Origin of the sequence: Streptomyces sp. NPDC091972 (assembly GCF_044756385.1) — a bacterium.
Lineage (GTDB): Bacteria > Actinomycetota > Actinomycetes > Streptomycetales > Streptomycetaceae > Streptomyces.
The window spans coordinates 417,739-443,256 of the sequence record NZ_JBIVSV010000004.1; the positions used below are offsets into that span (position 1 = coordinate 417,739).

The 25,518-nt window shown below is 71.8% G+C and carries 24 protein-coding genes and 1 pseudogene; 7 read left to right on the plus strand and 18 right to left on the minus strand.

The genetic code is table 11. From position 1 onward, the window contains the following. Nucleotides 1-52 precede the first annotated feature (52 nt). Genes ACIQJT_RS14460 through ACIQJT_RS14475 form a run of 4 tightly spaced genes read right to left on the minus strand, consistent with a single transcriptional unit; the run spans nucleotide 53 to nucleotide 3,854 of the window. Nucleotides 53-1,081, minus strand: coding sequence for a 6-phosphofructokinase (locus ACIQJT_RS14460; protein WP_365451296.1), 1,029 nt, complete (start codon nucleotides 1,079-1,081; stop codon nucleotides 53-55). A 53-nt stretch (nucleotides 1,082-1,134) separates the two neighbouring features. After that, entirely contained in the window at nucleotides 1,135-1,809 is a 675-nt protein-coding gene (locus ACIQJT_RS14465; RefSeq protein WP_365451294.1) for a response regulator transcription factor, read from the minus strand. Continuing rightward, nucleotides 1,806-3,032 carry a MacS family sensor histidine kinase gene (gene macS / locus ACIQJT_RS14470; protein WP_402643268.1) on the minus strand — a complete coding sequence of 409 codons (1,227 nt, stop codon included), beginning with the start codon at nucleotides 3,030-3,032 and terminating at the stop codon, nucleotides 1,806-1,808. Before macS ends, ACIQJT_RS14465 begins: the two co-directional genes overlap by 4 nt. A 39-nt stretch (nucleotides 3,033-3,071) precedes the next feature. Continuing rightward, complete coding sequence (locus ACIQJT_RS14475) at nucleotides 3,072-3,854, minus strand: lysophospholipid acyltransferase family protein (protein ID WP_402643709.1); 783 nt, start codon at nucleotides 3,852-3,854, stop codon at nucleotides 3,072-3,074. Between the two features lie 159 nt (nucleotides 3,855-4,013). On the opposite strand from ACIQJT_RS14475, the gene ACIQJT_RS14480 reads away from it, so the two are divergent. Continuing rightward, nucleotides 4,014-4,793 (plus strand): carboxylesterase, encoded by a 780-nt coding sequence (locus ACIQJT_RS14480; protein ID WP_053849306.1) that lies wholly within the window; start codon nucleotides 4,014-4,016, stop codon nucleotides 4,791-4,793. Next, entirely contained in the window at nucleotides 4,786-5,379 is a 594-nt protein-coding gene (locus ACIQJT_RS14485) for a hypothetical protein (RefSeq protein WP_365451288.1), read from the plus strand. Before ACIQJT_RS14480 ends, ACIQJT_RS14485 begins: the two co-directional genes overlap by 8 nt. A gap of 6 nt (nucleotides 5,380-5,385) precedes the next feature. Here the strand turns inward: ACIQJT_RS14485 and ACIQJT_RS14490 are convergent, their stop codons facing one another. The 6 genes from ACIQJT_RS14490 to ACIQJT_RS14515 form a co-directional block, all read right to left on the minus strand. Continuing rightward, a complete protein-coding gene (locus tag ACIQJT_RS14490; protein ID WP_365451286.1) occupies nucleotides 5,386-6,093 on the minus strand; it encodes an endonuclease/exonuclease/phosphatase family protein in 708 nt (235 codons plus the stop codon). A gap of 67 nt (nucleotides 6,094-6,160) precedes the next feature. After that, nucleotides 6,161-7,114 carry an ROK family glucokinase gene (locus ACIQJT_RS14495; protein WP_402643271.1) on the minus strand — a complete coding sequence of 318 codons (954 nt, stop codon included), beginning with the start codon at nucleotides 7,112-7,114 and terminating at the stop codon, nucleotides 6,161-6,163. Between the two features lie 67 nt (nucleotides 7,115-7,181). Beyond that, nucleotides 7,182-7,664, minus strand: a complete 483-nt coding sequence (locus ACIQJT_RS14500) for a DUF5304 domain-containing protein (protein WP_365451284.1) — start codon at nucleotides 7,662-7,664, stop codon at nucleotides 7,182-7,184. A gap of 57 nt (nucleotides 7,665-7,721) precedes the next feature. Then, a complete protein-coding gene (locus ACIQJT_RS14505; RefSeq protein WP_402643274.1) occupies nucleotides 7,722-8,879 on the minus strand; it encodes an ArsA family ATPase in 1,158 nt (385 codons plus the stop codon). Nucleotides 8,880-9,080: 201 nt separating this feature from the next. Next, complete coding sequence (locus ACIQJT_RS14510) at nucleotides 9,081-9,521, minus strand: SRPBCC family protein (protein WP_365451281.1); 441 nt, start codon at nucleotides 9,519-9,521, stop codon at nucleotides 9,081-9,083. Nucleotides 9,522-9,604: 83 nt separating this feature from the next. After that, nucleotides 9,605-10,402 (minus strand): metallophosphoesterase, encoded by a 798-nt coding sequence (locus ACIQJT_RS14515; protein WP_078959941.1) that lies wholly within the window; start codon nucleotides 10,400-10,402, stop codon nucleotides 9,605-9,607. Nucleotides 10,403-10,695: 293 nt separating this feature from the next. Between ACIQJT_RS14515 and ACIQJT_RS14520 the strand changes: the two genes are divergently transcribed. Continuing rightward, on the plus strand, nucleotides 10,696-12,492 hold the full coding sequence (locus tag ACIQJT_RS14520) for an AMP-dependent synthetase/ligase (RefSeq protein WP_402643278.1): 1,797 nt from the start codon (nucleotides 10,696-10,698) through the stop codon (nucleotides 12,490-12,492). A 19-nt stretch (nucleotides 12,493-12,511) separates the two neighbouring features. On the opposite strand, the gene ACIQJT_RS14525 is transcribed toward ACIQJT_RS14520, so the two are convergent. Next, complete coding sequence (locus ACIQJT_RS14525; protein WP_402643280.1) at nucleotides 12,512-14,092, minus strand: GMC oxidoreductase; 1,581 nt, start codon at nucleotides 14,090-14,092, stop codon at nucleotides 12,512-12,514. 83 nt (nucleotides 14,093-14,175) lie between these two features. After that, nucleotides 14,176-15,318 carry a glycosyltransferase family 4 protein gene (locus ACIQJT_RS14530; protein ID WP_402643283.1) on the minus strand — a complete coding sequence of 381 codons (1,143 nt, stop codon included), beginning with the start codon at nucleotides 15,316-15,318 and terminating at the stop codon, nucleotides 14,176-14,178. A gap of 119 nt (nucleotides 15,319-15,437) precedes the next feature. Between ACIQJT_RS14530 and ACIQJT_RS14535 the strand changes: the two genes are divergently transcribed. Both ACIQJT_RS14535 and ACIQJT_RS14540 read left to right on the plus strand, forming a co-directional pair. Beyond that, a complete protein-coding gene (locus ACIQJT_RS14535; RefSeq protein ID WP_402643285.1) occupies nucleotides 15,438-16,679 on the plus strand; it encodes a glycosyltransferase 87 family protein in 1,242 nt (413 codons plus the stop codon). Between the two features lie 9 nt (nucleotides 16,680-16,688). Then, nucleotides 16,689-16,871 (plus strand): annotated as a pseudogene (locus tag ACIQJT_RS14540) (PadR family transcriptional regulator); the annotation flags it as partial. Here ACIQJT_RS14540 and ACIQJT_RS14545 read toward each other — a convergent pair. The 5 genes from ACIQJT_RS14545 to ACIQJT_RS14565 form a co-directional block, all read right to left on the minus strand. Beyond that, nucleotides 16,859-18,052, minus strand: a complete 1,194-nt coding sequence (locus ACIQJT_RS14545; protein ID WP_402643288.1) for a hypothetical protein — start codon at nucleotides 18,050-18,052, stop codon at nucleotides 16,859-16,861. The pseudogene ACIQJT_RS14540 and the gene ACIQJT_RS14545 overlap by 13 nt on opposite strands. 33 nt (nucleotides 18,053-18,085) lie before the next feature. Then, entirely contained in the window at nucleotides 18,086-19,102 is a 1,017-nt protein-coding gene (locus ACIQJT_RS14550) for an NlpC/P60 family protein (RefSeq protein WP_365451268.1), read from the minus strand. Between the two features lie 203 nt (nucleotides 19,103-19,305). Next, nucleotides 19,306-20,340 (minus strand): NlpC/P60 family protein, encoded by a 1,035-nt coding sequence (locus ACIQJT_RS14555; RefSeq protein WP_365451266.1) that lies wholly within the window; start codon nucleotides 20,338-20,340, stop codon nucleotides 19,306-19,308. 210 nt (nucleotides 20,341-20,550) lie between these two features. After that, complete coding sequence (locus tag ACIQJT_RS14560) at nucleotides 20,551-21,894, minus strand: NYN domain-containing protein (RefSeq protein WP_365451264.1); 1,344 nt, start codon at nucleotides 21,892-21,894, stop codon at nucleotides 20,551-20,553. Between the two features lie 35 nt (nucleotides 21,895-21,929). Further along, on the minus strand, nucleotides 21,930-22,169 hold the full coding sequence (locus ACIQJT_RS14565; protein WP_037719539.1) for a hypothetical protein: 240 nt from the start codon (nucleotides 22,167-22,169) through the stop codon (nucleotides 21,930-21,932). Between the two features lie 171 nt (nucleotides 22,170-22,340). Between ACIQJT_RS14565 and ACIQJT_RS14570 the strand changes: the two genes are divergently transcribed. Then, nucleotides 22,341-23,081, plus strand: coding sequence for a rhomboid family intramembrane serine protease (locus tag ACIQJT_RS14570; RefSeq protein WP_365451262.1), 741 nt, complete (start codon nucleotides 22,341-22,343; stop codon nucleotides 23,079-23,081). Continuing rightward, nucleotides 23,078-23,359 (plus strand): Lrp/AsnC family transcriptional regulator, encoded by a 282-nt coding sequence (locus ACIQJT_RS14575; protein ID WP_020137395.1) that lies wholly within the window; start codon nucleotides 23,078-23,080, stop codon nucleotides 23,357-23,359. Before ACIQJT_RS14570 ends, ACIQJT_RS14575 begins: the two co-directional genes overlap by 4 nt. A 13-nt stretch (nucleotides 23,360-23,372) precedes the next feature. On the opposite strand, the gene ACIQJT_RS14580 is transcribed toward ACIQJT_RS14575, so the two are convergent. After that, complete coding sequence (locus ACIQJT_RS14580) at nucleotides 23,373-25,514, minus strand: PQQ-binding-like beta-propeller repeat protein (protein WP_402643294.1); 2,142 nt, start codon at nucleotides 25,512-25,514, stop codon at nucleotides 23,373-23,375. Nucleotides 25,515-25,518: the final 4 nt, after the last annotated feature.

Here is a 25,518-nt window from a genome sequence, read left to right on the forward strand (position 1 = left end):
TGGGTTATGGGCCGAATATACGGCCCACAACCGCACCGTGCCGGGTCGGCCCTCAGCCGAAGAAGACCCCGACCTCCTCGTACAGCTTCGGATCCACCGTCTTCAGTCGCGCGGTCGCCTCCGCGATCGGCACCCGCACGATGTCGGTGCCGCGCAGGGCGACCATCTTGCCGAAGTCCCCGTCGCGGACGGCGTCGATGGCGTGCAGTCCGAAGCGGGTGGCGAGCCAGCGGTCGAAGGCGCTCGGGGTACCGCCCCGCTGGATGTGCCCGAGGACGGTCGTGCGGGCCTCCTTGCCGGTGCGTTTCTCGATCTGCTTGGCCAGCCACTCGCCGACGCCGGACAGCCGCACATGGCCGAAGGAGTCGAGCGACTGGTCCTTGAGCACCATGTCGCCGTCCTTCGGCACGGCACCCTCGGCGACGACCACGATCGGAGCGTACGACGCCCTGAACCGGGAGGTGATCCAGGCGCACACCTGGTCGACGTCGAAGCGCTGCTCGGGGATGAGGATGACGTTGGCGCCGCCCGCGAGGCCGGAGTGCAGGGCGATCCAGCCGGCGTGACGGCCCATCACCTCGCAGACCAGGACGCGCATGTGGGACTCGGCGGTGGTGTGCAGCCGGTCGATGGCCTCGGTGGCGATGCCGACCGCGGTGTCGAAGCCGAAGGTGTAGTCGGTGGCCGAGAGGTCGTTGTCGATGGTCTTCGGTACCCCGACGCAGGGCACACCGTGCCGGTCGGACAGCTCGGCCGCCACACCGAGGGTGTCCTCGCCGCCGATCGCTATGAGCGCCTCGACCTCCCGCGCGGCCAGATTCTCCTGGATGCGGCGGATGCCGTCCTCCTGCTTCAGCGGATTGGTGCGGGAGGAGCCCAGGATGGTTCCGCCGCGGGGCAGGATGCCGCGGACGGCCGGGATGTCGAGACGCACGACGGCGTCCTCCAGTGGACCCCGCCAGCCGTCCCGGAAGCCGGTGAAGTCATAGCCGTACTCCTGTACGCCCTTGCGGACTATGGCCCGGATGACGGCGTTGAGGCCGGGGCAGTCGCCGCCTCCGGTCAGTACTCCGACGCGCATGGAAAGGTCCCTTCGCCGCAGGTGCCTGACGAAGGGTCAGTGTGACGCCCGTCTCACTCGTCGTCGAGGCCCCGTTCGATGGCGTAGCGGACGAGTTCGACCCGGTTGTGGAGTTGCAGCTTGCCGAGGGTGTTCTGGACGTGGTTCTGGACCGTGCGGTGGGAGATCACCAGGCGCTCGGCGATCTGCTTGTAGCTCAGGCCCTTGGCGACCAGGCGCAGCACCTCGGTCTCGCGCTCGGTGAGCTGCGGGGCCTTCGGCTGGTCGGGGTCGGAGGCGGGCGCGGGGTCGGAGGCGAGGCGGCGGTACTCGCCGAGGACCAGGCCGGCGAGGCCCGGCGTGAAGACCGGGTCGCCGACGGCCGTACGGCGGACCGCGTCCAGGAGTTCCTCCGTCGACGCCGACTTCAGCAGATAGCCGGTCGCGCCCGACTTCACGGCCTCCAGGACGTCGGCGTGCTCGCCGCTCGCCGACAGCACGAGGACACGCAGGGCCGGGTTGTGGCCGACGAGCTCCTTGCAGACCTGGACGCCGGGCTTCACCGGCAGGTTCAGGTCGAGGACGAGTACGTCGGGGTTCGCCGCCTTGGCCCGGCGTACGGCCTGGTCGCCGTCGCCGGCGGTGGCGACCACGTCGAGGCCGGACTCGGCCAGGTCCCGGGCGACGGCGTCGCGCCACATGGGGTGGTCGTCGACCACCATCACCTTGATCGGGTCCTTGTCGTTCATCGCTGTCCTGCCTTCCCCCGGGAGACCTTCGGTACCTTCAGCTCGACCTCCGTGCCCTGCCCCGGAGGCGAGATCAGCTCGGCGCTGCCGCCGAGGTCGCGCAGCCGGCCCCGGATCGACTGGGCCACCCCGAGCCGTCCCTCGCCCTCGGCCTGCGCGAGCCGGCCCTCGGGGATGCCGGGGCCGTCGTCCCGCACGGTCACGATCACCTCGTCGGGTTCGTCCTCGACGAGGATCCACGCGCGCGCGCGGTCACCGGCGTGCCGGTGCACGTTGTCGAGGGCGGCCCCCACGGCCGCGGTCAGCTCGCGCGCGGCGGGCGGGGGCAGCGGGACGGGGGCGCCGGGTTCGACGAGGGAGACCTTCGCCGAGGCGTAGGGGGCGAGCAGGGCGCGCAGGTCGAGCGACCCGTCGACCGACCCGCCGTCCGGCTCGTCGTCGACGACGTGCACGACCGCTCCCTGGGACGCGTCCGACGACACCCGGGACACGGAGGTCAGGCCGCCGGAGACCAGGGTGCGCAGGGCGACCTCCTGCTCGCCGGCCATGCGGCCCAGCTCGGCCGCCTCGCCGCCGATCACGGCGCCCCGGCGCTGCACCATGGCGAGCACCTGGAGGACGCTGTCGTGGATGTCCCGGGCCAGCCGCTCGCGCTCCCGGGTCGCCGCCTCGATCTCCAGGGCGCGGGCGAGGGTGCGCTCGGAGGCGCGGGCGACCTCGACGACGTACCCGATGGCGATGGAGGCGACCCAGACGAGGATCACGTTGTGGACGGTGTCGCGGGCCGGGTGGCCGCGCTCGATCAGGTTGGCGGCGGCGACCGGCGTGGAGGCGAGCGCGGCCCAGCGCCAGCCGCCCTTGATGGCGAAGGCGAGGACGGAACCGGCGGTCCATATCGACGGCAGGGTGGGACCGCCGCTGTCGATGTGGTGCTGGTTGACGACCAACGGGGTCAGGACGATGCCGGTGAGCGCGATCACGAGGTCGACGGCGAGGAAGCGCTTGGTGCACGCGGCCGCGTTCTGGACGCGGGGCAGTGTGGCGAGCGTCCAGACGCACAGGACGACGTAGTAGGCGATGGCGATGCCGGGCCGGTCGAACTCGTCGTACTCGGTGGCGAAGAGGCCGACCGCGTACAGCATGGTGAGCACCCGGTAACCGGTCAGGGCACGCCACAGCGGCTGCTCGACCGACATGCGCATGACGCGTACTTGTTTGGCCATCTCCCCCACCCCCGGCCCGGACCGCCGTGTCCCAGGATCCTAGGACGCGGAGGTGCCGGGCTTGTCCTTCTCGGCCGTCGCGGCAGCCGGCTCGGTCTTCGCGGCGGCCGCCCCGGCCGCCTTCTCGGCCTTGGCCGCCTTCTCCGCCTTGGCGGCTTCCGAGAGCTGCCGCTTGGCCGCGGTCGCGTAGATGTCGACGTACTCCTGGCCGGAGAGCTTCATGATCTCGTACATGACCTCATCGGTCACCGCGCGCAGCACGAAACGGTCGTGCTCCATGCCCTGGTAGCGGCTGAAGTCCAGCGGCTCGCCGATACGGATGCCCGGGCGCATCAGCTTGGGCATGACCTTGCCGGGCGGCTGGATCTTCTCGGTGTCGATCATGGCGACCGGGATCACCGGGGCGCCGCTGGCGAGCGCCACGCGCGCGAGGCCGCCGGGCTTGCCGCGGTAGAGGCGCCCGTCGGGCGAGCGCGTGCCCTCGGGGTAGATCCCGAAGAGCTCGCCGCGCTCCAGGACGTCGAGACCGCTCTTGATCGCCGCCTCGCCCGCGCCGCGCGCTCCGGAGCGGTCCACCGGGAGCTGGCCGACGCCCTTGAAGAAGGCGGCCGTGAGGCGGCCCTTCACGCCGGGCGTGGTGAAGTACTCGGCCTTCGCGATGAAGGTGACCTTGCGGTCGAGGACCGCGGGCAGGAAGAACGAGTCGGAGAACGACAGGTGGTTGCTCGCCAGGATGGCGGGGCCCTCGGCGGGAATGTTCTCCAGGCCTTCCACCCAGGGTCTGAAGGCGACCTTCAGCGGCCCTCCGATGGCGACCTTCATCGTGCCGTACAACAACCGAGTGCCTCCTGTGTCTGTCGTTCAGACCTTAACCCGGAGCCCCGGCGAACAGACCGACGGCCCTGGTCGGTGTCAGTGCGGTCGCGTACGGTGAACCTCACCTGGACTTGCTCACGCTTCTTTCATGAACAGGAGACCTAGGTGCCGGTCCTCCCCGGAGCCGAGCCGTTCCGCCATGAGGGCGGGGAGGCCGGTGTCCTTCTCTGCCACGGCTTCACCGGTTCCCCCCAGTCACTGCGGCCCTGGGCCCAGCACCTCGCCGCGCACGGCCTGACGGTCTCCCTGCCGCTGCTGCCGGGGCACGGCACGCGCTGGCAGGACATGGCCCTCACCGGCTGGCAGGACTGGTACGCCGAGGTGGACCGCGAGCTGCGCGCTCTCACCGAGCGCTGCACCTCCGTGTTCGTGGCCGGTCTGTCCATGGGCGGCACCCTGGCCCTCAGGCTGGCCGCCAAGCACGGGGACGCGGTGCGCGGTGTCGTGGTCGTCAACCCGGCGAACCGCATGCACGGCCTCGCGCCCTACGCCCTTCCGGTGGCCCGGCACTTCGTCCGTACGGCGCCCGGGATCGCCAGCGACATCAAGAAGGAGGGCAGCGTCGAGCTGGGGTACGACAAGGTGCCGCTGCACGCGGCGCACTCCCTGCGGACCTTCTTCCGGCAGGTCGACGGCGAGCTGCCGCAGGTCACCCAGCCGCTGCTGGTGCTGCGCAGCACCCAGGACCACGTGGTGCCGGCGGCCGACTCCGCGCGCGTGCTGAGCCGGGTGTCGTCCACGGACGTGACCGAGATCGTGCTGGAACAGAGCTACCACGTGGCGACGTTGGACCATGACGCGGAGCGGATTTTCGACGAGAGCCTCGCGTTCATCGGCCGGCACACCACCGGCATCGGCAGTGAAGGGACGGCCGCCCGTGGCTGAGCACGACTCCGACCGCGAGGACCGCGAGGGCCACGAGCCCGAGGAGCAGCGCGTCCCGTTCGACGAGGAGGCCGCGTGGGCGGCCATTGTCGCCGGGTACGGCGAGGAGCCGCAGGACCCGCCGGGCACGAAGCCCTTCAAGTCGGTCGAGGACCTCGCCCTGCTCGAGACCGAGACCAACGACGAGCCGACGGCGGCGGAGAAGACGGAGCCCAGGGCGAAGAAGGACGAGAAGCCGGCGAAGCCGCTGGGCGGTTCCGTCTCCTTCGCGCCCGGTGTCGGGCCGCGTGACTACAGTGCGCCGGAGCCGTCCGAGGACGACTTCGAGGAGGACGACGAGGGGCACTTCGTGCCGCCGGAGCCGCCGCCGCTGCCCGCCGCCGACACCACGGCGAAGTTCGCCTGGCTCGGGGTGCTGGGCGGTCCGGTCCTGCTGCTGGTCGCGGTGCTGCTCGGCTGGGAGATGACGTGGTGGCTGGCCACGGTCGGGATCGGCGGGTTCCTGGGCGGCTTCGTCACCCTGGTGACGCGGATGCGGGCCGACGACGAGGACGACGAGGATCCCGGCCGGGGCGCCGTCGTCTAGTCGGGATCAGCTCGCGGGAACTCCGAGGGTGGCCAGGACCGGAAGGTGGTCGGTGGCCGCCCTCAGGTCTGTCTCCGTGATGCCGGGCAGATCGAGCGGGACTCCGCAGCCGAGCACCTCGATGCCCTTGGTGGCGAAGATCGCGTCGATGCGCTGGTGGGGTTCGGTGCGGGTCCAGGTGTGTTCGCCGCCGGTGGGGCTGGTCGCCCAGCAGTCCTGGAGGCCGTCCGCGATCCGGGCGAAGGCGGGGCCGGTGGGGCGTTCGTTCAGGTCGCCGCCCGCGACGGCGTGGTCCACGCCCAGGCCGGCCAGGCGGTCGAGGAGCATGCCTGCCTGGTCGTAGCGCTCGTCCTTGTGCAGGGACAGATGACAGCTCAGGACACCGAGGCGGGCGGCGCCGAAGCGGACGACGGCTGTGGCGAAGCCCCTGCGGTGCTGGCCGGGGGTGAGGGGGAGCAGGACGTCCTCGGTGCGCTCGACGGTGGCGCGGAGGTTGCAGAGGATCGCGGGGCCCGCGGCCGTGCCGCCGCCGGTGAGGATGACCAGGCCCGAGGCCGAGGCCAGCCGCGCGAGTTTCTTGCGCCAGCGGAAGAAGCGGGGGGCTTCCTGGATCAGGACGAGGTCGGGTTCGCAGGCGGTGATGACCCGGGCCAGCGCGTCTGTGTCGTCCCGCATCGAGCGGATGTTGTAGCTCAGGACTTTGACCGGAACCATGTGGATCAATCTACGCCCAAGAGGGAGGGGCGCGGTTCCCCGCGCCCCTCCGGAAGAAAAGTCACCGTCACATGATCGGGTCGGGCTCTCTCGCCAGGTCGGCCGCTCCGACGAGCCCCGCCTTGTTGCCCAGTTGGGCCGCGATGACGTCCGCCACCGGGCGCCAGTTGCCGCCCACCAGCCAGCGCCTGTAGGACTTGCGGATCGGGTCCAGGACCAGTTCGCCCTCGTCGGAGAGGCCGCCGCCGACGATGAAGGCGGACGGGTCGAAGAGGGAGGCCAGGTCGGCGAGGCCCGCGCCGGCCCAGCGGGCGAGTTCGCGGTAGGAGTCGACGGCGACCGGGTCGCCCTGCCGGGCGGCCATGGAGATGTGCTTGCCCTCGATGCCGTCGGGGCTGCCGTCGCCGAGCCCGAGGAGGATCTCGGCGTTCTCCGGGGTGGCGTTGGCGCGCTGCTTGGCGTACCTCACCAGCGCCCGCCCCGACGCGTACTGCTCCCAGCAGCCCTGTGAGCCGCAGCCGCACAGCAGGCCGTCCGGGACCATGCGGATGTGGCCGAACTCGGCCGCCACCCCGAAGTGGCCGCGGCGCAGCTTGTTGCCGATGATGATGCCGCCGCCGAGGCCGGTGCCGAGCGTGATGCAGATGACGTTGCGGTGGCCCTTGCCCGCGCCGAACTTGTACTCGCCCCACGCGGCCGCGTTGGCGTCGTTCTCCACGACGACCGGAAGGCCGACACGGGTCTCGACCTTCTCCTTCAGCGGCTCGTTGCGCCAGTGGATGTTGGGGGCGAAGTAGACCTCCGAGCGCTGGCGGTTGACGTATCCGGCCGCACCGATGCCCACGCCCACGATGTCGTGCCCGGCACGCGCGCCCTCCACCGCCGAGGCGATCGCGTCCACGATGCCCTCGGCCGTGCCCGGGGTCGGCACCTTGTGGGTCGAGAGGATGTTGCCTTCCTCATCGACCACGCCGGCCGCGATCTTCGTGCCGCCGATGTCGACGCCGATGGTGAGTCCCATGAATCCCTCAGTTTCGGTCGAGCCCCGCTACGGCCAACCGTACCCGAGGCCCTGCCGTCAGGGGGTTTCAGTCCAGATCGATGCGCTCGGGGCCGGGGTCCTCGCCCTTGTCGCGCAGGGTGTCGTCCCGCCGGCTCCAGCGCTGTTCCTGCGCCTGGACCGCGGAGCGGTACGCGGCGAGGAGTTCGCCACCGGCGGCGGCGAGGTGGTCGAAGACGTCCGGGTTGCGCTCTATGACCGGCTCGACGGCGGCCTTGGCCTGCTGCACGACCTGCCTGACCATCTGCTGGGCGGCGGGCCCGGCGATGCCTCCGAGCAGCGGGGACTGGAGGCCGGACAGCTTCTCGGCGACGTTGTCGACGAGCTTGCGCAGTTCCTCGGCGGCCGAGCCCGGGGGCGGGCCGTACTGGGTGCGGCGGCGGGCCTTCTCCGCCTCGAGGTCCTCCGCGACCGCCGTCGCCCACGCGTCGGCGTCGGTCGCCCGTACCTCGTCCACGGCGTCCACGGGCTCGCGGTCCGCGGCGTCGGACGGGGGGAGCTCTTCGCTCATGACGGACTCCTGACTACGGTTCGTCCCTCCGACGTTACCCGAACGGGCGTACCGGGTTCACGGGGTGCGGGGCCACAGATCCGGGTCCGGCGCGAACCTGATCCGCAGCTCGCCCTCGCGCAGGGCGGCGCCGGCGACGGTGCAGCGGCGCAGGGCCGAGGGCAGCGGGACGATCCGGCGGAACCGCCCCGCGCTGACGACGAGTTCGTCGCCGCGCCGGACCAGGTCGAGCTCGTCGCGCACGGCGCCGGGCAGCGGGATGTGCCACACCAGGACGCCGTCCTCGGCGAGCTGATCGACGACGGGCCACTCGACGGTGGAGGTCGTCGCGTTGACTGCCGGGACGCCGAGCGCGTCGAGGTCGTCGCCGCCGCGCGGGTCGTGGCCGAGGTGCGGGACGGTCCGGACGTCGTGGGCCTCCCGCCACTCGTCCAGTGCCTTGCGCTGCTGGGCGACGAGTCCCGGTGGCCAGTCCTCCGGTACGACGCGGTTGGCGACCAGGGTGTCGGGGCGCAGGCCGCGCAGGGCCAGGGCGAGCCCGGCGGCACGTACGGCGTCGGAGCCGGCGGGGCCGGGTTCGGCGACCAGGCGCACGACGGCCTGCCGGTCGGCGAGGACGGCCTCGACCGCGCCGAGCTCGGTGTCCCAGCGGGCGGCGGTCTCGTACAGCCACTCCGAGGGCATGGGGACGCCCGCGAGCCGCCCGAGGACGGGACGCAGGCCGGCGGCCGCCTGGCGCTCGGCGGGCAGGAGCCGGCGCAGGTAGCGGCGCAGTTCCTCGGGGAGGGAGAGCAGGGCGAGGGCCTGCCGGACGGGCGGCAGGTCGACGACGAGCAGTTCGTGCCGCTCGGACAGGGCCGCGTCGCGCAGGGCGCGCAGCAGGGTGAGTTCCTCGGCTCCGGGGAGGGGGGTGACCTCCTCGGGGTCGAGCCGGGAGGCGCCGAGGAGGTCGAGCACGTGGGAGGCGCGGTCCTGGAAACCGGCGAGGTCGTCGCGGAATCCGGCGGTGGCGTCGGGGCGCCAGGCGGTGAGGTGCTCCGAGACCCGGGCGGGGGTCGCACCGGTCGGTACGCCGAGGATCGCGCCGAGGGTGTCGGTGCGGTCGGCGCTCAGCACCAGGGTGCGGGTGCCCTCGCGGGCGGCGGCGAGCGCGGTGGCGGCGGCGACGGTGGTACGGCCGCTGCCGCCGGGGCCGGTGATCAGGATGGTGCGCATAGGGGTGAACCGTAACGGACGCCGGGTACGTGCCTCGCTGTGCCGTCTTGCGGCTGCGGGCCGGTGGGGGCTGGTCGCGCAGTTCCCCGCGCCCTTGAGGGAGTGCAGTCAGTGCCCGCCTGAATGTACCCACCGCTTTTTTTGGGGGCGCGGGGAACCGCGCGACCGGCCACGACGGACCTGCACCCGGCAACGCGACCTCTACTGCCCGGACTCGACCCGCTTCTTCAGACCCGCCAGCGCCCGGTCGATGATGACCTTCTCCGCCTTGCGCTTGATCATCCCCAGCATCGGGATCTTGACGTCGACGGTCAGCAGGTAGGTCACCTCCGTGGAACCCGTCCCCGCCGGCTTCAGCACGTACGAGCCGTCGAGCTGACGCAGCATCTGGGACTTGACCAGCGTCCAGGAGACCTCGTTCTCGCCGGTCCAGGTGTAGCCGAGGACCTGGTCGTCCTTGATGGCGCCCGCGTCCATGACCAGCCGGACCTGCTCGGCACGGCCGGACGCGTCCGTGGAGAGCACCTCCGCCTGCTTCACCTCACCCGTCCAGTCCGGGTAGCGGGCGAAGTCGGCGATCACGGCCATGACGTCGGCCGGCGCAGCGTCGATCGTGATGCTCGAACTGGTGTGTTCCGCCATCGCCGTGGCTCCTCCAGATACGGTCCGGTGAGGAAGGGTGGTACGCACGTCTGTGCAGCGTGAAGGCTACCGCGCGGACGGACTCACCATTCCAGCGCCCACGGCTTCCCGCTCCCGGCGAAGTGCCCCACGTTCACGCACTCCGTCGCCCCGATCCGCATCCGCCGGACCAGCGGCTGGTGGACGTGGCCGAACAGCGAGTAGCGGGGCCGGGTGCGGCGGATCGCGGCCAGCAGCGCCCGGCTGCCCCGCTCGAACCGCCGCGCCACGGTGTCGTAGACCAGCTCCGGCACCTCCGGGGGGATGTGCGTGCACAGCACGTCCACCTCGCCGACCGCCTCGATCTTCGCCGCGTACTCCTCGTCACTGATCTCGTACGGCGTCCGCATGGGTGTCCTGAGTCCGCCGCCGACGAAGCCGAACGTCCAGCCGCCGATCTCGGCCCGCTGGCCGTCGAGCACGGTCGTACCGGGTCCGGCGTACTCGGGCCACAAGGGCGGCATGTCGACATTGCCGTAGGTCGCGTACGTCGGTGTCGGGAACGCGGCGAACATCTCGGCGTACTGCTTGCGTACCGCCTTCTCGATCACGGAGGCGCGGTCGGCGCCGATCCCGGCCCACAGCCGCTTCCCGAGCTCCCGCGCCTCCTCGAAGCGGCGGGCGGTGCGCAGTTCCACGATCCGGTCCGCGTTCTCCACCCCGAACAGGTCGGGGAAGATGCCGCGCGAGTGGTCGGCGTAGTCCAGGAACAGCACCAGGTCGCCGAGACAGATCAGGGCGTCGGCACCCTCGCCGGCTCTGGCCAGGTCACGGGCGTTGCCGTGCACGTCGCTGACCACATGGACGCGTGTCTTCCGGTTTCCGGCCGGTGTGGGTGCCATGACGATCAAGAGTAGGCCCGTGCGGCATACGTGAACAGTGCCGACCGGGCCTGCGGTTACTGGCCAGTCGTTGAACAGGTGGACTACTGTGCGCGAAGAACCCCAATCCGTGTGACGCAGCGAACATCTCGTCGGACCCCCCTGTCGAAGACGCCATACCGACGGGTAACGTCCGGGCAGTCCAGTCGTGCTCAGCATTCAACTGATGAATCCCTGAGCACCTGCCCGAGCCTTGGACCGACCGTCGCATCACACAACGTCGTGGCGCCGGCGCCCTATGAGGAGCAGCAGTCTTGCGCGAGTTCAGCCTTCCGGCTTTGTACGAGGTCCCTGCGGACGGCAATCTCACCGACATCGTCCGTAGAAACGCCGCGCAGCATCCCGACGTCGCCGTCATCGCCCGCAAGGTGGGCGGTCAGTGGCAGGACGTGACGGCCACGGCCTTCCTGGCCGAGGTGCACGCCGCCGCCAAGGGGCTCATCGCCTCCGGGGTCCAGCCGGGCGACCGGGTCGGTCTGATGTCCCGCACCCGTTACGAGTGGACGCTGCTCGACTTCGCGATCTGGAGCGCGGGCGCCGTCACCGTGCCGGTGTACGAGACCAGCTCGCCGGAGCAGATCCAGTGGATCCTCGGCGACTCGGGTGCGACGGCCTGTGTCGTCGAGCTGGACGCGCACGCCGCCGCCGTGGAGTCGGTGCGCGAGCAGTTGCCCGCCCTCAAGCACGTCTGGCAGATCGAGGGCGGCGGGGTCGAGGAGCTGGGCCGCGCGGGCAAGGACATCAGCGACGCGGCCGTCGAGGAGCGCAGTTCGCTTGCGAAGGCCGACGACCCGGCGACCATCGTCTACACCTCCGGCACCACCGGCCGCCCCAAGGGCTGTGTGCTCACCCACCGCAGCTTCTTCGCGGAGTGCGGCAACATCGTGGAGCGGCTGCGCCCGCTGTTCCGCACCGGTGAGTGCTCGGTCCTGCTCTTCCTGCCGCTCGCGCACGTCTTCGGACGGCTGGTGCAGATCGCGCCGATGATGGCGCCGATCAAGCTGGGCATGGTCCCGGACATCAAACAGCTCACCGACGAGCTGGCGTCCTTCAGGCCGACGCTGATCCTCGGCGTCCCGCGCGTCTTCGAGAAGGTCTACAACTCGGCGCGCGCCAAGGCGCAGGCGGACGGCAAGGGCAAGATCTTCGACAAGGCCGCCGACACGGCGATCGCCTACAGCAAGGCGCTGGACACCCCGTCGGGCCCGTCGCTCGGCCTGAAGATCAAGTACAAGACCTTCGACAAGCTGGTCTACAGCAAGCTGCGCGCTGTCCTCGGCGGCCGGGGCGAGTACGCCATCTCCGGCGGCGCCCCGCTCGGCGAGCGGCTCGGACACTTCTTCCGCGGCATCGGCTTCACGGTCCTGGAGGGCTACGGCCTGACCGAGTCGTGCGCCGCGACCGCCTTCAACCCCTGGGACCGCACGAAGATCGGCACCGTCGGCCAGCCGCTGCCGGGCTCGGTGATCCGGATCGCGGACGACGGGGAGGTGCTGCTGCACGGCGAGCACCTGTTCAAGGGCTACTGGAACAACGAGGCCGCGACCGCCGAGGCGCTCACCGACGGCTGGTTCCACACCGGTGACATCGGCACCCTCGACGAGGACGGCTACCTCAGGATCACCGGCCGCAAGAAGGAGATCATCGTCACCGCGGGCGGCAAGAACGTCGCCCCGGCCGTGATCGAGGACCGCATCCGGGCGCACGCGCTGGTCGCGGAGTGCATGGTGGTGGGCGACGGGCGGCCGTTCGTGGGCGCGCTGGTCACCATCGACGAGGAGTTCCTGGGCCGTTGGGCCGAGGAGCACGGCAAGCCGGCGGGTTCCACCGCGGCGTCGCTGGCCGGGGACGCGGACCTGAACGCGGCGATCCAGGCCGCGGTCGACGACGGCAACGCCGCGGTGTCGAAGGCGGAATCGGTGCGGAAGTTCCGCATTCTGTCCTCCCAGTTCACGGAGGAGACGGGCCATCTCACGCCGTCGCTGAAGCTCAAGCGGAACGTGGTGGCGAAGGACTACGCGGCCGAGATCGAGGCCATCTACGCTAAGTAGCAGGCTCTCTGACGGAACGTCATGGCGCGGTGTCCTCCACGAGGACCCGCGCCATCGTCCGTTCGGCGAGCGCGGTGATGGTGACGAACGGGTTCACCCCGATGTTGCCGGGGATCAGCGAGCCGTCGGTGACGTACAGCCGTGAGTAGCCCTTCACGCGGCCGTAGTCGTCGGTGGCCTTGCCGAGCACGCAGCCGCCCAGCGGGTGGTAGGTGAAGTCGTCGGCGAAGACCCTGCTGGGGGAACCGAAGAGGTCGTACCGGTAGATGGTCGCGTTGGCGGAGTTGATCCGGTCGAAGAGCTTCTTGGCCATGCCGGAGGAGACGGCGCTCTGTGCGGCGCTCCAGTTCAGGTGCAGAGCGCCGCCGGAGTACGAGAGGGCGGCGCGCTGCGGGTTCTTGGTGATCGCCAGGTACAGGCTGACCCAGTGCTCCAGTCCGGTGGGCAGCGGAGCGATCTCGGCGAAGACGGGGTTGTCGGCGTTGGCCCAGTCGTCGATGCCCATGACCGGCATGGTCGACTGGTTGGCGCCGACGGTGTCCCACAGGTGGTTGGCCCGGCCGAGCATCACGTTGCCGTTGGGCCCCCAGCCGGCCCCGACGCTCGCGTCCAGCGCCGGGAGGGTGCCCGACTGCCGTGAGCGGAGCAGGAGTTCGCTGGTGCCGAGGCTGCCGCCGCCGAGGAACAGATAGGTGCAGCCGTACTGCTTGGTCTCGACGACCGCGCCGGTCATGTCGATGCGGTCGGCGCTCAGCACCCAACTGCCGTCGCCGGCCCGGCTGATGCCGGTGACCTTCTCCATGGTGTGGATGGTGACGTTGCCGGTGCCGAGCGCGGACGCCAGATACGTCTTGTCCAGGCTCTTCTTGCCGTGGTTGTTGCCGTAGATGACCTCTTGGCCGAGGGCCGACTTCGGCGCCGTGCCCGCGGCCTCGCGCTGCATGTGACCGAAGTCGTAGACGCTGGGCACGAAGGTGGTCCGCAGACCGGCGTTGGCGGCGTGCTTCCGGGAGACCCGGCTGAACCTGTACCACTCGGTCGACTCGAACCAGGCCGGATCCACGGTGTTGACGCCGAGCATGGCGCGGGCGCGCGGGAAGTACGTCCCGTACATCTCCGCGCTGTCCACGGTCGGGAACTGCTCGGCGAACCAGGACCGGAGCGGGGTGACCGCCATCGAGCCGTTGACCAGGGAACCGCCGCCGACCCCGCGACCCACGAAGACGGACATGTCGGAGAAGCGGACGCGGTCCAGGACACCCGGATACGGGGTAATGTCCCGGTTGACGACGTCCAGCCACAGGAAGGTCGCCAGCGGGGCCTCGGTGCGGGTGCGGAACCACATGGACCGCTGGTCGGGGTCAGCGGTGTTGCAGAAGACCTTTCCGTCGGGGCCGGCGGTGTTCCACAGCCGCCCCATCTCCAGGACCAGGGTGCGGATGCCCGCCTGCCCGAGGCGCAGGGCGGCGACGGAGGCACCGTAGCCGGAGCCGACGACGATGGCGGGCGCGGACTCGACCGCGGCGGGCTCCTCCGCACGGGCCGACCGGAGCCCGACGCGGGTGAAGCCGAGAGTGGCCGCCGTCTGGAGGGCGGCCATACCAAGGATCTGACGTCTAGTCAGCTGACGCTGCATCAGTTTTGCTGTCATGCGCGCAGCATCGGCGGATTATGCGGCTCCGGCTATAGCAGGGTCTTCAACTTTTCCGCCAACAAATCCCAGCGCCACTTCTCCTCGACCCACTCGCGCCCCCGCTCCCCCATGCGCCTCCGCAGTTCCGCGTCCCCGAGGAGGACGACGATCCGCTCGGCGGCCTCCTCGGCGGAACCGCCCCGTACGACCCACCCGGTCTCGCCGTCGAGCACCGCGTCCGGAGCGCCGCCGGAGTCGCCGGCGACGACGGGCAGCCCGGTCGCGGAGGCCTCCAGGTAGACGATCCCGAGCCCCTCGACGTCCAGCCCGCCCCGGCGGGTCCGGCACGGCATCGCGAAGACGTCCCCGGCGCCGTAGTGCGCGGGCAGCTCGGCCCAGGGCACGGCCCCGGTGAAGCGGACGGAGCCGGCGACCCCGGTCTCGTGGGCGAGCCTGCGCAGCTCCTTCTCGTACGGCCCGCCGCCGACGATCAGCAGGACGGCGTCGGGCTCCGCGGCCAGGATCCGCGGCATGGCGAGGACGAGGGTGTCCTGTCCCTTGCGCGGGACGAGGCGCGAGACGCACACGACCACCGGCCGGTCCGTCAGCCCGAGCCGCGCCCGCACGGCGTCCCCGCCCGACCCGGGGTGGAAGGTCTTCTCGTCGACCCCCGGCGGGAGCTGGACCATCCTGGCGGCGGCCTCGGGCGTCAGCGCGGCGGCGATCCGCGACCGCGTGTACTCACCGAGGTAGGTGATCGTGTCCGTCGACTCCCCGATACGGCCCAGCAGCTGCCGAGCGGCGGGCAGTTGGGCCCACCCCGCCTCGTGTCCGTGGGTCGTCGCCACCAGCCGCTCCGCCCCGGCCCTCCTGAGCGCGGGCGCCATCAGGCCGAGCGGCGCGGCGGCCCCGAACCACACCGACGTACAGCCGTGCTCCCGCAGCAGTCCGACGGCCTTCCGGGTCGCCCCGGGTGTCGGCAGCAGCATGGTCGTGGAGTCGCGTACGACGGTGAAGGGCTGCTCGGCGTCGAAGGCGGCGGTCGCCGCGACGCCCTCCCGGCTCCGCTTCCAGGTGGAGGCGTAGACGACCAGGCGCCCGGGGTCGAGGCGCAGCGCCATGTTGTGCAGGAACGCCTGGATGCCGCCGGGGCGGGGCGGGAAGTCGTTCGTCACGATCAGGGTCTTGTGCATCGCGGCCGACATTACCGAACCTGCTGCTCACAGCGGGCGCGGCCGCGTCTGTGGCACCCTCACAGGAGAGCGGGACATCATGTTCCCCTCAAGACCGCGAGCGAACGGCAGGGGATCACGTGGAGACGAAGGCCGGGCGGCGATCCCTGACCGGACTGCTGCTGACCTGGGGCGTGACCAGGCTGCTCCTCCTGCTCTGGGTCTTCCGGGTGTACGTCTTCCCGGGCCCGGACGTCACCAGTGACGTGTCGGTCATCTACCAGGGCTGGTACGACGTCCTGCGCACCGGAACGTTCCCGCAGGACGACGTGACCTGGCAGTACCCGCCGGCCGCGGCCCTCGCGATCCTCTCGCCCGCGCTGCTGCCCTTCCTGGAGTACACGCAGGCCTTCTTCGTCCTCGCCTTCCTCGCCGACCTGGCCGTCCTCCTCCTGCTGCTGTACGCGGGCCTGCGTGACGGGCGGCGGCTGCGGGGGGCCTGGGTGTGGGTGGCGGGCGTACCGCTGCTCGGCCCGACCGTCTACTCCCGCTACGACGTGATGGTGACCGCGGTGGCGGTCGCGGCGGTCCTCGCGGCCGCCCGGCATCCGAAGGTCGCCGGAGCGCTGGTGGGCTTCGGGGCGCTGCTGAAGGTGTGGCCCGCGCTGGTCCTGGTCGGCGTCCGCAGGCGCAGCGTGTGGGCGTCGGCGGCGGTGACGGTCGCGGTGGTGGCCGGTCTGTTCTCGATGTCGATGCCCGGGGCCTTCGCCTTCCTGACCTTCCAGCGGGAGCGGGGCACCGAGGTGGAGTCGCTGGGCTCGCTGGTCTTCCACATCGCCCGCCACCACGGGTGGGACGGCCAGGTGCTGCTGAACTACGGCTCGGTCGAGTTCCTCGGCCCCTGGGTGACCACCGTCAGCACGGCCGCGCTGGCGCTGACCGGCATGGCCTTCGGACTGCTGCTGCTGTGGCGGCTGACGGCCACCCGGTTCGAGACGCACACGACGGCCGACGCGGCGCTGGTGGCGGTGCTGATGTTCACCACCACCAGCCGGGTGATCAGCCCGCAGTACATGGTGTGGCTGGTCGGCCTGGCGGCGGCCTGCCTGTGCTTCCGCGCGAGCCGGATGGGGGTGCCGGCGGTGCTGGTCCTGGTGGCGTGCTTCGTGACGGTCCTGGAGTTCCCGGTCTGGTTCGCGGACGTGGTGAGCAGCAGCCCGCTCGGCATCACCCTCCTGCTCGTCCGCAACGCCCTGCTGGTCGTCGCCACGGTCCTGGCAATGCGCGAACTGTGGCGGGCGACGGTCCCGAAACGGACCCCCGCCCCCGCGCTCCCGGAACAGACCCCGGTTCCGCCCCGGCAGACGTCGACCTCGCCCTGAGCCGAGCGCAGGCGGCGGCTGGAGTTCCTGGAGACCCCGACGAGCTTCTTCTACGACGGCGGCGAGCCGGTGCGCGCGGAGGAGGCGGGCGACCTGTTCCGGCAGGGCATGCTGCGGGTGGCGCGGGCGACGGGCCGGGCGGAGCGGGCCTGGCTGACGGAGGCCGTGGAGCGGCTGGATCAGCCGAACTGATCCCGCAGGTACTCCCGCCACGCGGCGGTGAAGTCCTTCAGGTCGGTGTCGAGCACCTTCGCCATGGCCTCCTCCACCGCTCCCGGCCGCTCCTTGTGCGTGCCCACGGCCCGGTAGAACGCGCCCAGTCTCGCCTCGCCCCACCGGTCCGCGATCATCCGGCAGGCCAGCCAGCCCCCCTCGTAGGACATCGCGAGCCCGGACGCGCTGCCGCCGAAGCCGAAGTCCGCGTCGGACGGCAGGGCCGCCGGCACCCGGCCCGCGGCCACGGCCTCCCCCAGCTCCGGCGCGGCCTCGGACGGGGTGCGGCCGGTGTCCCGGTAGCCGACCCAGTCGGCGTACCCCTCCGACAGCCACAGCGGTGTCGCGGCCGTGGTGTCGGCACGCGTGGCGACATGGGTCGTCTCGTGGGTGAGCACGACCTGCCTGCCCAGGTTGCCGAGCAGGCCGTAGGCGTCCGGGTTGACGATGACCCGGTCCGCGGGCGCCCGCGCCGGGGCGCCGGTCTCGCCGGTGGTGACGGCCGCGATCCCGCGGTAGGAGGAGGCCGGCGAGCCGAGCAGCCCCGCCATGCCGTCCAGGGAGTCGGGCACGAGCACGACGACGTGCCGGGACCACCCGGTGCCCCAGGCGTCCGACACGGCGGGCACGGCGTGGTCGGCCAGGTCCGCGAAGGAGTGCAGCCGCTCACCGGACTGGCCGACGCCGAGGACGATGCTGCGCTTCCCGCGGACGACGGTCACCTCGCCCTGGTCCCACAGTTGCTGCGGGGCCTTCCTCGCCGGCTTCTCGTCCCGCACGTACCACTGGTCGGCCGCGTCGAGGGCGAGGTCGAGGGTGCGCGCGACGGTGACGGGGGCCCGGTCGTAGCCCTGCACCTGGTAGCGGAGTTCGGCGTCGGCGGTGGCCGTTGTGCCGGTCCGGTGGACGCCGGTGACCTTGTAGGACCAGGAGGCGAGCGGCACCGCGCTGACGGCCTCGAACCAGCTCGCAGCTCCCGTCTCGGCGACGGCCGCCTTGTCGCGGTCGAGGACGGCCGCCGCCCGCCGGTCCAGGACGTGCTGCACGTCGGCCTCGGCGGTGTCGCCGGCCGTCGGCCCGCCGCCGCACGCCACCAGCGAGGTGAGCAGCAGGCACAGCACCACCGCACCGCGCCCCGACGCCCGCCTTCGGCCTGCCATGTTTCCCGATCGTACGGGTATCGCCGCCGTGGGTCAGGGGCGCGTGACCGTCGCCCCCGGCATCATGCCGACCGGGTCGTAGCGCACCGGGGCGCCGGGATAAGGGGCGTGCACGACCTGGCCGTTGCCGACGTACATGCCGACATGGCTGGCGTCGCCCCGGTAGGTGACCAGATCGCCGGGCCGCGCCTGGGACAGCGGCACCTGGCGGCCGGCGTAGCGCTGGGCCTGCGAGGTGCGCGGCAGGGAGACGCCGGCCTGGGCGTACGACCACTGCATCAGGCCCGAACAGTCGAAGCCGTTGGGCCCGTTGGCGCCCCACACGTACGGCTTGCCGACCGCGGACCGGGCCGCGGCGACGGCGGCGGCCGCCCGGCCCGAGGGCGCCGCGGCCCCCGAGAGGTCCGGCATCGCGGAGCGACCGGAGCGGGAGGCCCGGTCGTAGGCGGCGCGCTCGTCGGAAGGCAGGGAGTTGAGCAGTTCGCGCGCCTTGGCGAGCTTCCGCTCGACGGTCCGCTTGTGGGAGGCGACGGCCTTGCGGCTCTCCTCCAGTTCGCCGAGCTTCCGGGCCGCCTCGCTGCGCTCCTGGGCGAGTTCGCGCATGGCCTCCTGGAGGTCCTTGAGCTCGCCCGCCTGGTGGGCGTTGATGCGGTCCAGGGCGGCCGCCTTGTCGAGGTACTCGTCCGGGTCGTCGGAGAACAGCAGCGCGAGGGACGGGTCGAGGCCGCCGGAGCGGTACTGGGCGCCGGCCAGCGAACCGAGCTTGTCCCGCATGGAGTTGATGCGTTCCTGCTGCCGGGCGATCGCGTCCTGTGCGGAGCCGACCTCCTCGCGCAGCGAGTCGGCGCGTTCGTCGGCCTTGTTGTAGGCCTCGGTGGCCTGCTCGGCCTGCTCGTAGAGGCGGTCCACCTCGGCCCGGGTGCCGTCGGAGGGAGCGGCGACGGCCGGTACGGCACCGAGCGCGGCGGCAGCCGCGGACAACACGCTCAGAGCGGCACCGGCGCCCCGGTTGAACCCGGACGTCTGGACCAGGCGGCGATGGAACCCCACGGAGGCCGCGCTCCTTCCGTTGGCGGACGAGAACGCGGCAGACAGTAGCCCCGGGAACGGGACCCGGCCAAAGACCTCAGGGGGCGCACAAACTGACGCCCCGCCTCAGACGCAGGTCATGGGCGGGGCGGGGCGTCAGACGAGGTTGTCGCGATTCGCCCGAACGGGGGGCGAGTCGTCGCGATCTTGAGCCGCCGGAAGGCTCAGATCCGCACGCCGAACTGGAAGGGCATGTTGTTGATCGACTCGTAGCGCACGACGGTGCCGGTGCGGGGGGCGTGGAGAACCTGGCCGTTGCCGGCGTAGAAGCCGACGTGGTGCTGGTCGCCGTAGAAGATGACCAGGTCGCCGACCTTGAGGTCGCTCTGCGAGTAGATGCGGGTACCGGCGTTGGCCTGGGCCTGCGAGGTGCGCGGGATGGTGACGCCGGCCTGCGCGAAGGCCCAGGAGGTCAGGCCCGAGCAGTCGAAGGAGGAGGGGCCCGTGGCGCCGTAGACGTACGGCGAGCCGATCTTGCTCTGGGCGGCCTGGAAGGCGGCGAGGGCACGGCCGGAGGCGGGGGCGGTGCTGCCGAGGTCCACGCGCTCGCTGGCGGAGCGGCTGGCGCGGGCGTCGGCGGCGGCGAGGGCGGCCTTCTCGGCGGCGGTCAGGGAGTTGAGGAGCCTCTGCGCCTCGGCGAGCTTGCCCTGAACGGCCTTCTTCTGCTTGGCCAGTTCGGTGCGGGTGCTCGCGAGGTCCTTGAGCTTCTCGGAGGCCTCGGCGCGGTCCTGGGCCAGCTCGCGCTGCTTCTCCTGGATCTTCTTGAGCGCCTCGACCTGCTGGGAGCTGAGCTGGTCCGCGGTGGACGCCTTGTCCAGGTAGTCGTCCGGGTTCGACGACAGGAAGAGCTGGAGCGAGGAGTCGATGGTGCCGGTGCGGTACTGCGCGGCGGCCGCCATGCCTATGGAGTCCCGCAGTTCGTTCAGGTCGTCCTGGCCGCGGGCCACGTCGTCCTGGATGGTGGAGATCTCCTTCTGGAGCTTCTGCTGCTTCTCCTTGGCGCCGTTGAGCTTCTCGGTGGCCTGCTCGGCCTGCTCGTACAGGGCGTCGACCTTCGCCTTGACCTCGTCCTTGCTCGGCTTCTCGCTCGGCGCGGCATTGGCGGCATTGGCACTGAGGGCCACGGCGGCAGCGGCTGCGGTCGTGAGCACGGTCACGCGCGTACGGCTCGGCTGCTTGGGTCGACGATGGGACGCCACGGAGGTGAACTCCTTCTTTTGAGTGATCACCCGCTTGGAGGTTCGAGCCCAGACCCTAGTGACCTTCCTGTGATCAGTTCAAATCCTCAGGAATAAAATCTCGTCACGCCGTGCATTCTTTGCACATAACTCACGTGCAGTGATAGCCACTTGACACTACGTTGCGTGACGATACGGCTAATTCGGACACCAAACCTCTTAGCCCTATGTTTAGGACAGCCGCTTCAGAAGCACCGCTGAAGCCACCGGCCGCGCCCCCGCCTTGGCGATGCCGTCGGCGACCTCGCGGTCGGTCGAGGCGACGATCACCGGCCGCCCGGGCGGCTCGGCGCGCACGAGCTGGCGGATCAACTCATCGGCGGTGACACCGGCCTTGGAGAACAGCACCCGCACCCCGCGCGGTGGCGCGAGCAGCACCGGCGCGGCCAGTTCGGCCCCGTCGAAGACGCACGTCACCTCCGCCCCGGTCTGCGCGGCGAGCTGCGAGAGCTGCCCGAGGAGCCGCAGGCGCTGCTTCTCCAGCGGCATCTGGGGATAGCCGGTCTTGGTGACGTTGTAGCCGTCGACCACCAAGTGCGCCTGGGGCAGGGCCAGTAGCTGGTCCAGGATCGCCGGGTCGTTCTCGGACAGCGCCCGCGCGGCGATGTCCTTCGGGGTCATCCGTCCCGGTTCGACCGCGTCCACGGTCTCGGCGGGCCGCACGGAGACCGGCGGCAGGGCCAGTTCCCGGCGCAGCCCCTGGGCCGCGTCCAGAACGGTGTCCAGAAGCAGACGCACGCGCATGTCCTCGACACTGCGCCCCTCCCGTGCCGCTCTGCGCGTGGCCTCCAGCGCGGCCTCCGCCTCCCCGAGCCGTGCCTTCAGGCGCCGGGACTCGCTCTCCGCGGCGGACACCTGGGCCTGCCCCTCGGCGCGCACGGAGTCCATCTCGCCCCGCAGCTTGCGCAGGGCCGCCTCGCCGCGCTTGACGTCACTGAGTGCCGCGCGCAGCTTCCGGTGCAGCGACTCGGCTTCCTTCCTGGCCGATTCCAGCTCGGTGCGCAGCCGCTCGGTCTCGGCGCGCGTCTGGTCGCGGGCGGCCGTGAGCTCCGCACGCAGCCGCTCCAGTTCGGCGCGGCTCTCCTCGTCGGCCCGCTCGGCGTCCGCCCGCTGGGCCTCCTCGCCGGCCGCGGTGACCAGCTTGACCCAGCCGGCGGGGCGCAGAACATAGGCCGCGGCCGCCACGTCGAGCGGGTCCGCGGCCGGGGGCGGGGAACCGGAGTCGAGGGCGCCGGCCAGCTCCGGCTGCACCTCTCTGAACTTCTCCCCGATGCGCTGGCGGAACAGCGGATCGGTCTCCAGCGCGGCCGCCATCGCGTTGCCCGCGAACTTGGCCCGCCGGTTCGGCGCGAAGCGCGCGTACTGCCTCAGCTGTGCGGGCAGTTCGCCGACGGTCAGCCCGCCGAACCCCTCCGAGACGATGTGCACGACCCTGCGCCGCACACCGTCGGGCAGCGGACGGTCGAGGACCTCGGCGGCGCCGTCGTCCGGCTCCCCGCCTTGTGTCTCCACCATCCGTCACACCCCATCACTGTGCGGGGCCGGCCCTGTCAGGAGCCGGCGCCCGGCCTGTCCACGAGTTCCACCTGGTCCACGGCGTTGCACCAGCGGCACCGCACCGACTCGATGGTCTCACTGACCACCTCGCGCTCCTCGACCTTCGGCTCTCCCGCCAGGTCGAGGTGGACGTACTCGACGACCTTCGACGAGCGGGTCACGTCGAAGCGCGTGAGGTTGCCGCAGAGGGTGCAGCGCCACCGCGTCGAGGCGGTCGGGAGGGGAACCGTCATCGTGACTGTGCTCTTTCCTGCTAGCCATTGTCGGTGACGCACCGGCGTCCCGGTGCGTGTGGCTCGTAACCCTACGGCCTGGCGGGTACTCGCCGCTCGGGCGTCCACAGGACCCACCCGACGGCGAGGCACTCTGTTCCGTTGCGTCCCGTTACGTCATGCTCTGTGTTCATGATCCGCAACTGGAGGGTGACACTCGGTGGAGCCGGCAGGGCGCTGTGGGGGCAGGCTCCGGTCACCCACGGTCTGATCGCCCTGTGCTGTCTGGTCTTCGTGATCGGCCCCGCCTCCGGCCTCGACCCGGCCTACGGCTCCGGGGACGCGGCCCTGGCCGCCCAGCGGGCCTGGTTCCACCGCTGGGGCGTGATCCCCGCCGAGCTCTTCGAGGACTCGCCCGGTGCCGCCCTCACCCCGGCCACCGCGCTGTTCGTGCACGGCAGCTGGGCGCACCTGCTGGGCAACATGCTCTTCCTCTACGTCTTCGGGGCGATGACCGAGGAGCGGATGGGCCGGGTGCAGTTCCTCCTCTTCTACGTCGGCTGCGGCTACCTCGCCCTGCTGGGCTACGCGGCCGCCAACGCCGACTCCGAGCAGTCCCTGGTCGGTGCCTCCGGGGCGATCTCGGCGGTCCTCGGCGCGTTGCTCTTCCTGTTCCCCCGGGCCCGGGTGACCAGTCTCCTGCCGTTCCTCTTCTTCCTGCCGCTGCGCTTCCCCGCCTGGGTCGTCCTGCCCTTCTGGGCGGCGCTGCAATGGCTGGCGGCGGGCCGCGCCTCCGACGGCCCCGGGGTGGCCTATCTGGCCCACCTGGTGGGCTTCGGCCTGGGCCTGGTCTTCGCCTGGGTGCGTTTCGGGCGTACGACTAGAGTGAGGCCCGCCCCAGCTCCGGCCCCCGAGGGAGAGAACCAGCCGTGATCACCGCGATCGTCCTCATCAAGACCAGCGTGGACCGGATCCCCGAGATCGCGGAGCGGATCGCCGCGCTGGAGTCCGTGAGCGAGGTCTTCTCCGTCACGGGCACCTACGACCTGATCGCCATGGTCCGGGTCAAGCAGCACGAGGATCTCGCCGAGGTCATCCCCGGCAGCATCAGCAAGATCCCGGGCGTCGAGGCGACGGACACCCACGTGGCCTTCCGCACCTACTCGCAGCACGACCTGGAGGCCGCGTTCGCGATCGGCCTCGACAGCTGATCGTCCCCGACGGCTAGGAGCCGAGCGCGAGCACCGTGATGCCGTCGGCGGTGGCGGTGTACACACGGCCGTCGCGGACGACCGGGCTCTGGGTCCCGAGGGAGGCGCCGCCCTCGACGCGCCGGTGCCAGATCCGCTTCCCCCGGCGGTCGACGCCGTGGAGCGTCGAGCCGTGGCGCACGTAGAGGGTGCCGCCGAGGACCGTGGGGTCGCTGTACTGGTTCCCCTCGTCGGGGAAGGGGAGGGACCACACCGTCGATCCGTCGGCGGGGTCCAGGGCGACCAGTTCGTAGTCGGACACGGTGACGCCCAGGCCGGCGAAGGGCACACAGGTGAAGTAGCGGCCGCCGTACACCTTGTCGTTCGCCGAGTCCCACAGCGTCCTGCCGGAGCGGGAGATGCCGTGCAGCATCCGCTCGCCGACCGATCCGACCATCAGCGTGTCGCCGACCAGGGCGGGCCGGCCGGTGTCGGAGCCGGCCTTCGCCGCCCAGAGCCGCTCGCCGCTCCGCGCGTCCAGGGCCTGGACCTGGTCCCCGAAGGTGCCGACGTACACCACGCCGTCCGCCACCAAGGGTTCGCCGGTGGGTGCGGGTCCGGTCGGGGCCGTCCAGCGCACGCTGCCGTCGGGGGCGTAGGCCCGCACCCCGCCCGCGTCCGAGCCGTCGCCGTAGGACACCAGGACCAACTCGCCGGCGGCGACCGGGAACTGGCTGTTCGCGGCGAACGACCTGGTCCAGCGGACCGTGCCGCGGCGGCCGAGCGCACACAGCCTGGAAGCGCCCTCCTGGCCGTCCTCCAGCAGGCAGTACACGCCGTCGGCGGTGGCGAGCGGGGACATCGCCTCGGCGCCGAGCGGGGTCCGCCACACGGTCCGCCCGTCCAGGTCCAGCGCGTGCAGCGCGCCGTCCGCGCCGCCGACGTACACCCGCGTGCCGTCGGGTGAGAGGGCCGCGCAGGGGCCGCGCCGCCCGCCGAGGCCCTGGACCTTGCACTGCCAGCCCGTCGCGGGCGTGCCCGTCGGGGACCCGGCCCCGGTCGTCGCCTCTCGGTCCGCCGAGTCCCGCAGCCACAGCCATCCGCCCGCGCCCCCGGCGGCCACGACCCCGACGCCTCCCGCCACGGCCCGCAGCAGCCGGCGCCGGGACGGCGGGGCGGGGGCGGGGGTCACAGGGGCGACCGCGGGGACGTCCGTGACGGTCACCGGCGCCACGTACTCCACCCGGCTGCCCCGCTCCCCCGAGTCGTGCCCGGGCACCCAGTGCGCGCCGCTCCGGGCGGCCTCGGGCTCCCGCACGGATCCGGGCGCGTACCAGCCGGGCCGCAGCCCCTCGCGCAGCAAGGCGGCGGTGTGTCCCGCGGCCGCGACCAGCTCCGCGGGGGTCGGCCGCGCGCCGGGGTCGTCCCGCAGACACGACTCCACCAGCGGCAGGTGTTCCCGCGGTACGGCGGACAGGTCGACGTCCCCGGTCAGGATCCGCAGCAGAACGACCGAATCCTGCCCCTCGCCGAAGGGCTCCTTCCCGCCGGAGGCGTAGGCGAGGACCGCGCCCAGGGAGAAGACGTCACTGGCCGGCACCACCTGGGCGCCGTTGCGGATCTGCTCCGGCGAGAGGTAGCCGACCGATCCGACGACCACGCCGGTCCGGGTCAGGGCGGTGCCCTCCAGGGCCCGGACGATCCCGAAGTCGATGACCCGGGGGCCGTCCGGCGCGAGCAGGATGTTGGAGGGCTTGAGGTCCCGGTGCACCAGCCCCTTGGCGTGGATCGCGGCGAGCGCCTCGGCGAGCGCGGCCGCCAGCAGCCGTACCGCGTCCGCGGGCAGCGGTCCCCGGTCGAGCACCGCGTCCCGCAGGTTCGGCCCCGCGACGAACTCGGTCGCCATCCACGGCCGCGCGGCCTCGGTGTCCGCGTCCACGACCCGCGCGGTGTACGTGCCGGTCCCGCCGACGGTCTGCGCGGCCCGCACCTCGTGCCGGAACCGGGCCCGGAAGGTGCGGTCCTCGGCGTGCTCGGCCCGTACGACCTTCACGGCCAGCCGCAGCCCGCCACGCGCCTCGGCGAGGTACACCTCGCCCATGCCGCCGGAGCCGAGTCTGCCCAGGACCTGGTAGGGCCCGATGGTCCGCGGGTCCCGCTCGCGCAGCTCCTGCACCCCG

Coding starts and splice junctions, on each gene's coding strand:
- ACIQJT_RS14460 (WP_365451296.1), bottom strand. CDS start 1,081: ATGCGCGTCGGAGTACTGACCGGAGGCGGCGACTGCCCCGGCCTCAAC.
- ACIQJT_RS14465 (WP_365451294.1), bottom strand. CDS start 1,809: ATGAACGACAAGGACCCGATCAAGGTGATGGTGGTCGACGACCACCCC.
- macS (WP_402643268.1), bottom strand. CDS start 3,032: ATGGCCAAACAAGTACGCGTCATGCGCATGTCGGTCGAGCAGCCGCTG.
- ACIQJT_RS14475 (WP_402643709.1), bottom strand. CDS start 3,854: ATGAAGGTCGCCATCGGAGGGCCGCTGAAGGTCGCCTTCAGACCCTGG.
- ACIQJT_RS14490 (WP_365451286.1), bottom strand. CDS start 6,093: ATGGTTCCGGTCAAAGTCCTGAGCTACAACATCCGCTCGATGCGGGAC.
- ACIQJT_RS14495 (WP_402643271.1), bottom strand. CDS start 7,114: ATGGGACTCACCATCGGCGTCGACATCGGCGGCACGAAGATCGCGGCC.
- ACIQJT_RS14500 (WP_365451284.1), bottom strand. CDS start 7,664: ATGAGCGAAGAGCTCCCCCCGTCCGACGCCGCGGACCGCGAGCCCGTG.
- ACIQJT_RS14505 (WP_402643274.1), bottom strand. CDS start 8,879: ATGCGCACCATCCTGATCACCGGCCCCGGCGGCAGCGGCCGTACCACC.
- ACIQJT_RS14510 (WP_365451281.1), bottom strand. CDS start 9,521: ATGGCGGAACACACCAGTTCGAGCATCACGATCGACGCTGCGCCGGCC.
- ACIQJT_RS14515 (WP_078959941.1), bottom strand. CDS start 10,402: ATGGCACCCACACCGGCCGGAAACCGGAAGACACGCGTCCATGTGGTC.
- ACIQJT_RS14525 (WP_402643280.1), bottom strand. CDS start 14,092: ATGGCCGCCCTCCAGACGGCGGCCACTCTCGGCTTCACCCGCGTCGGG.
- ACIQJT_RS14530 (WP_402643283.1), bottom strand. CDS start 15,318: ATGCACAAGACCCTGATCGTGACGAACGACTTCCCGCCCCGCCCCGGC.
- ACIQJT_RS14545 (WP_402643288.1), bottom strand. CDS start 18,052: ATGGCAGGCCGAAGGCGGGCGTCGGGGCGCGGTGCGGTGGTGCTGTGC.
- ACIQJT_RS14560 (WP_365451264.1), bottom strand. CDS start 21,894: ATGGTGGAGACACAAGGCGGGGAGCCGGACGACGGCGCCGCCGAGGTC.
- ACIQJT_RS14565 (WP_037719539.1), bottom strand. CDS start 22,169: ATGACGGTTCCCCTCCCGACCGCCTCGACGCGGTGGCGCTGCACCCTC.
- ACIQJT_RS14570 (WP_365451262.1), top strand. CDS start 22,341: ATGATCCGCAACTGGAGGGTGACACTCGGTGGAGCCGGCAGGGCGCTG.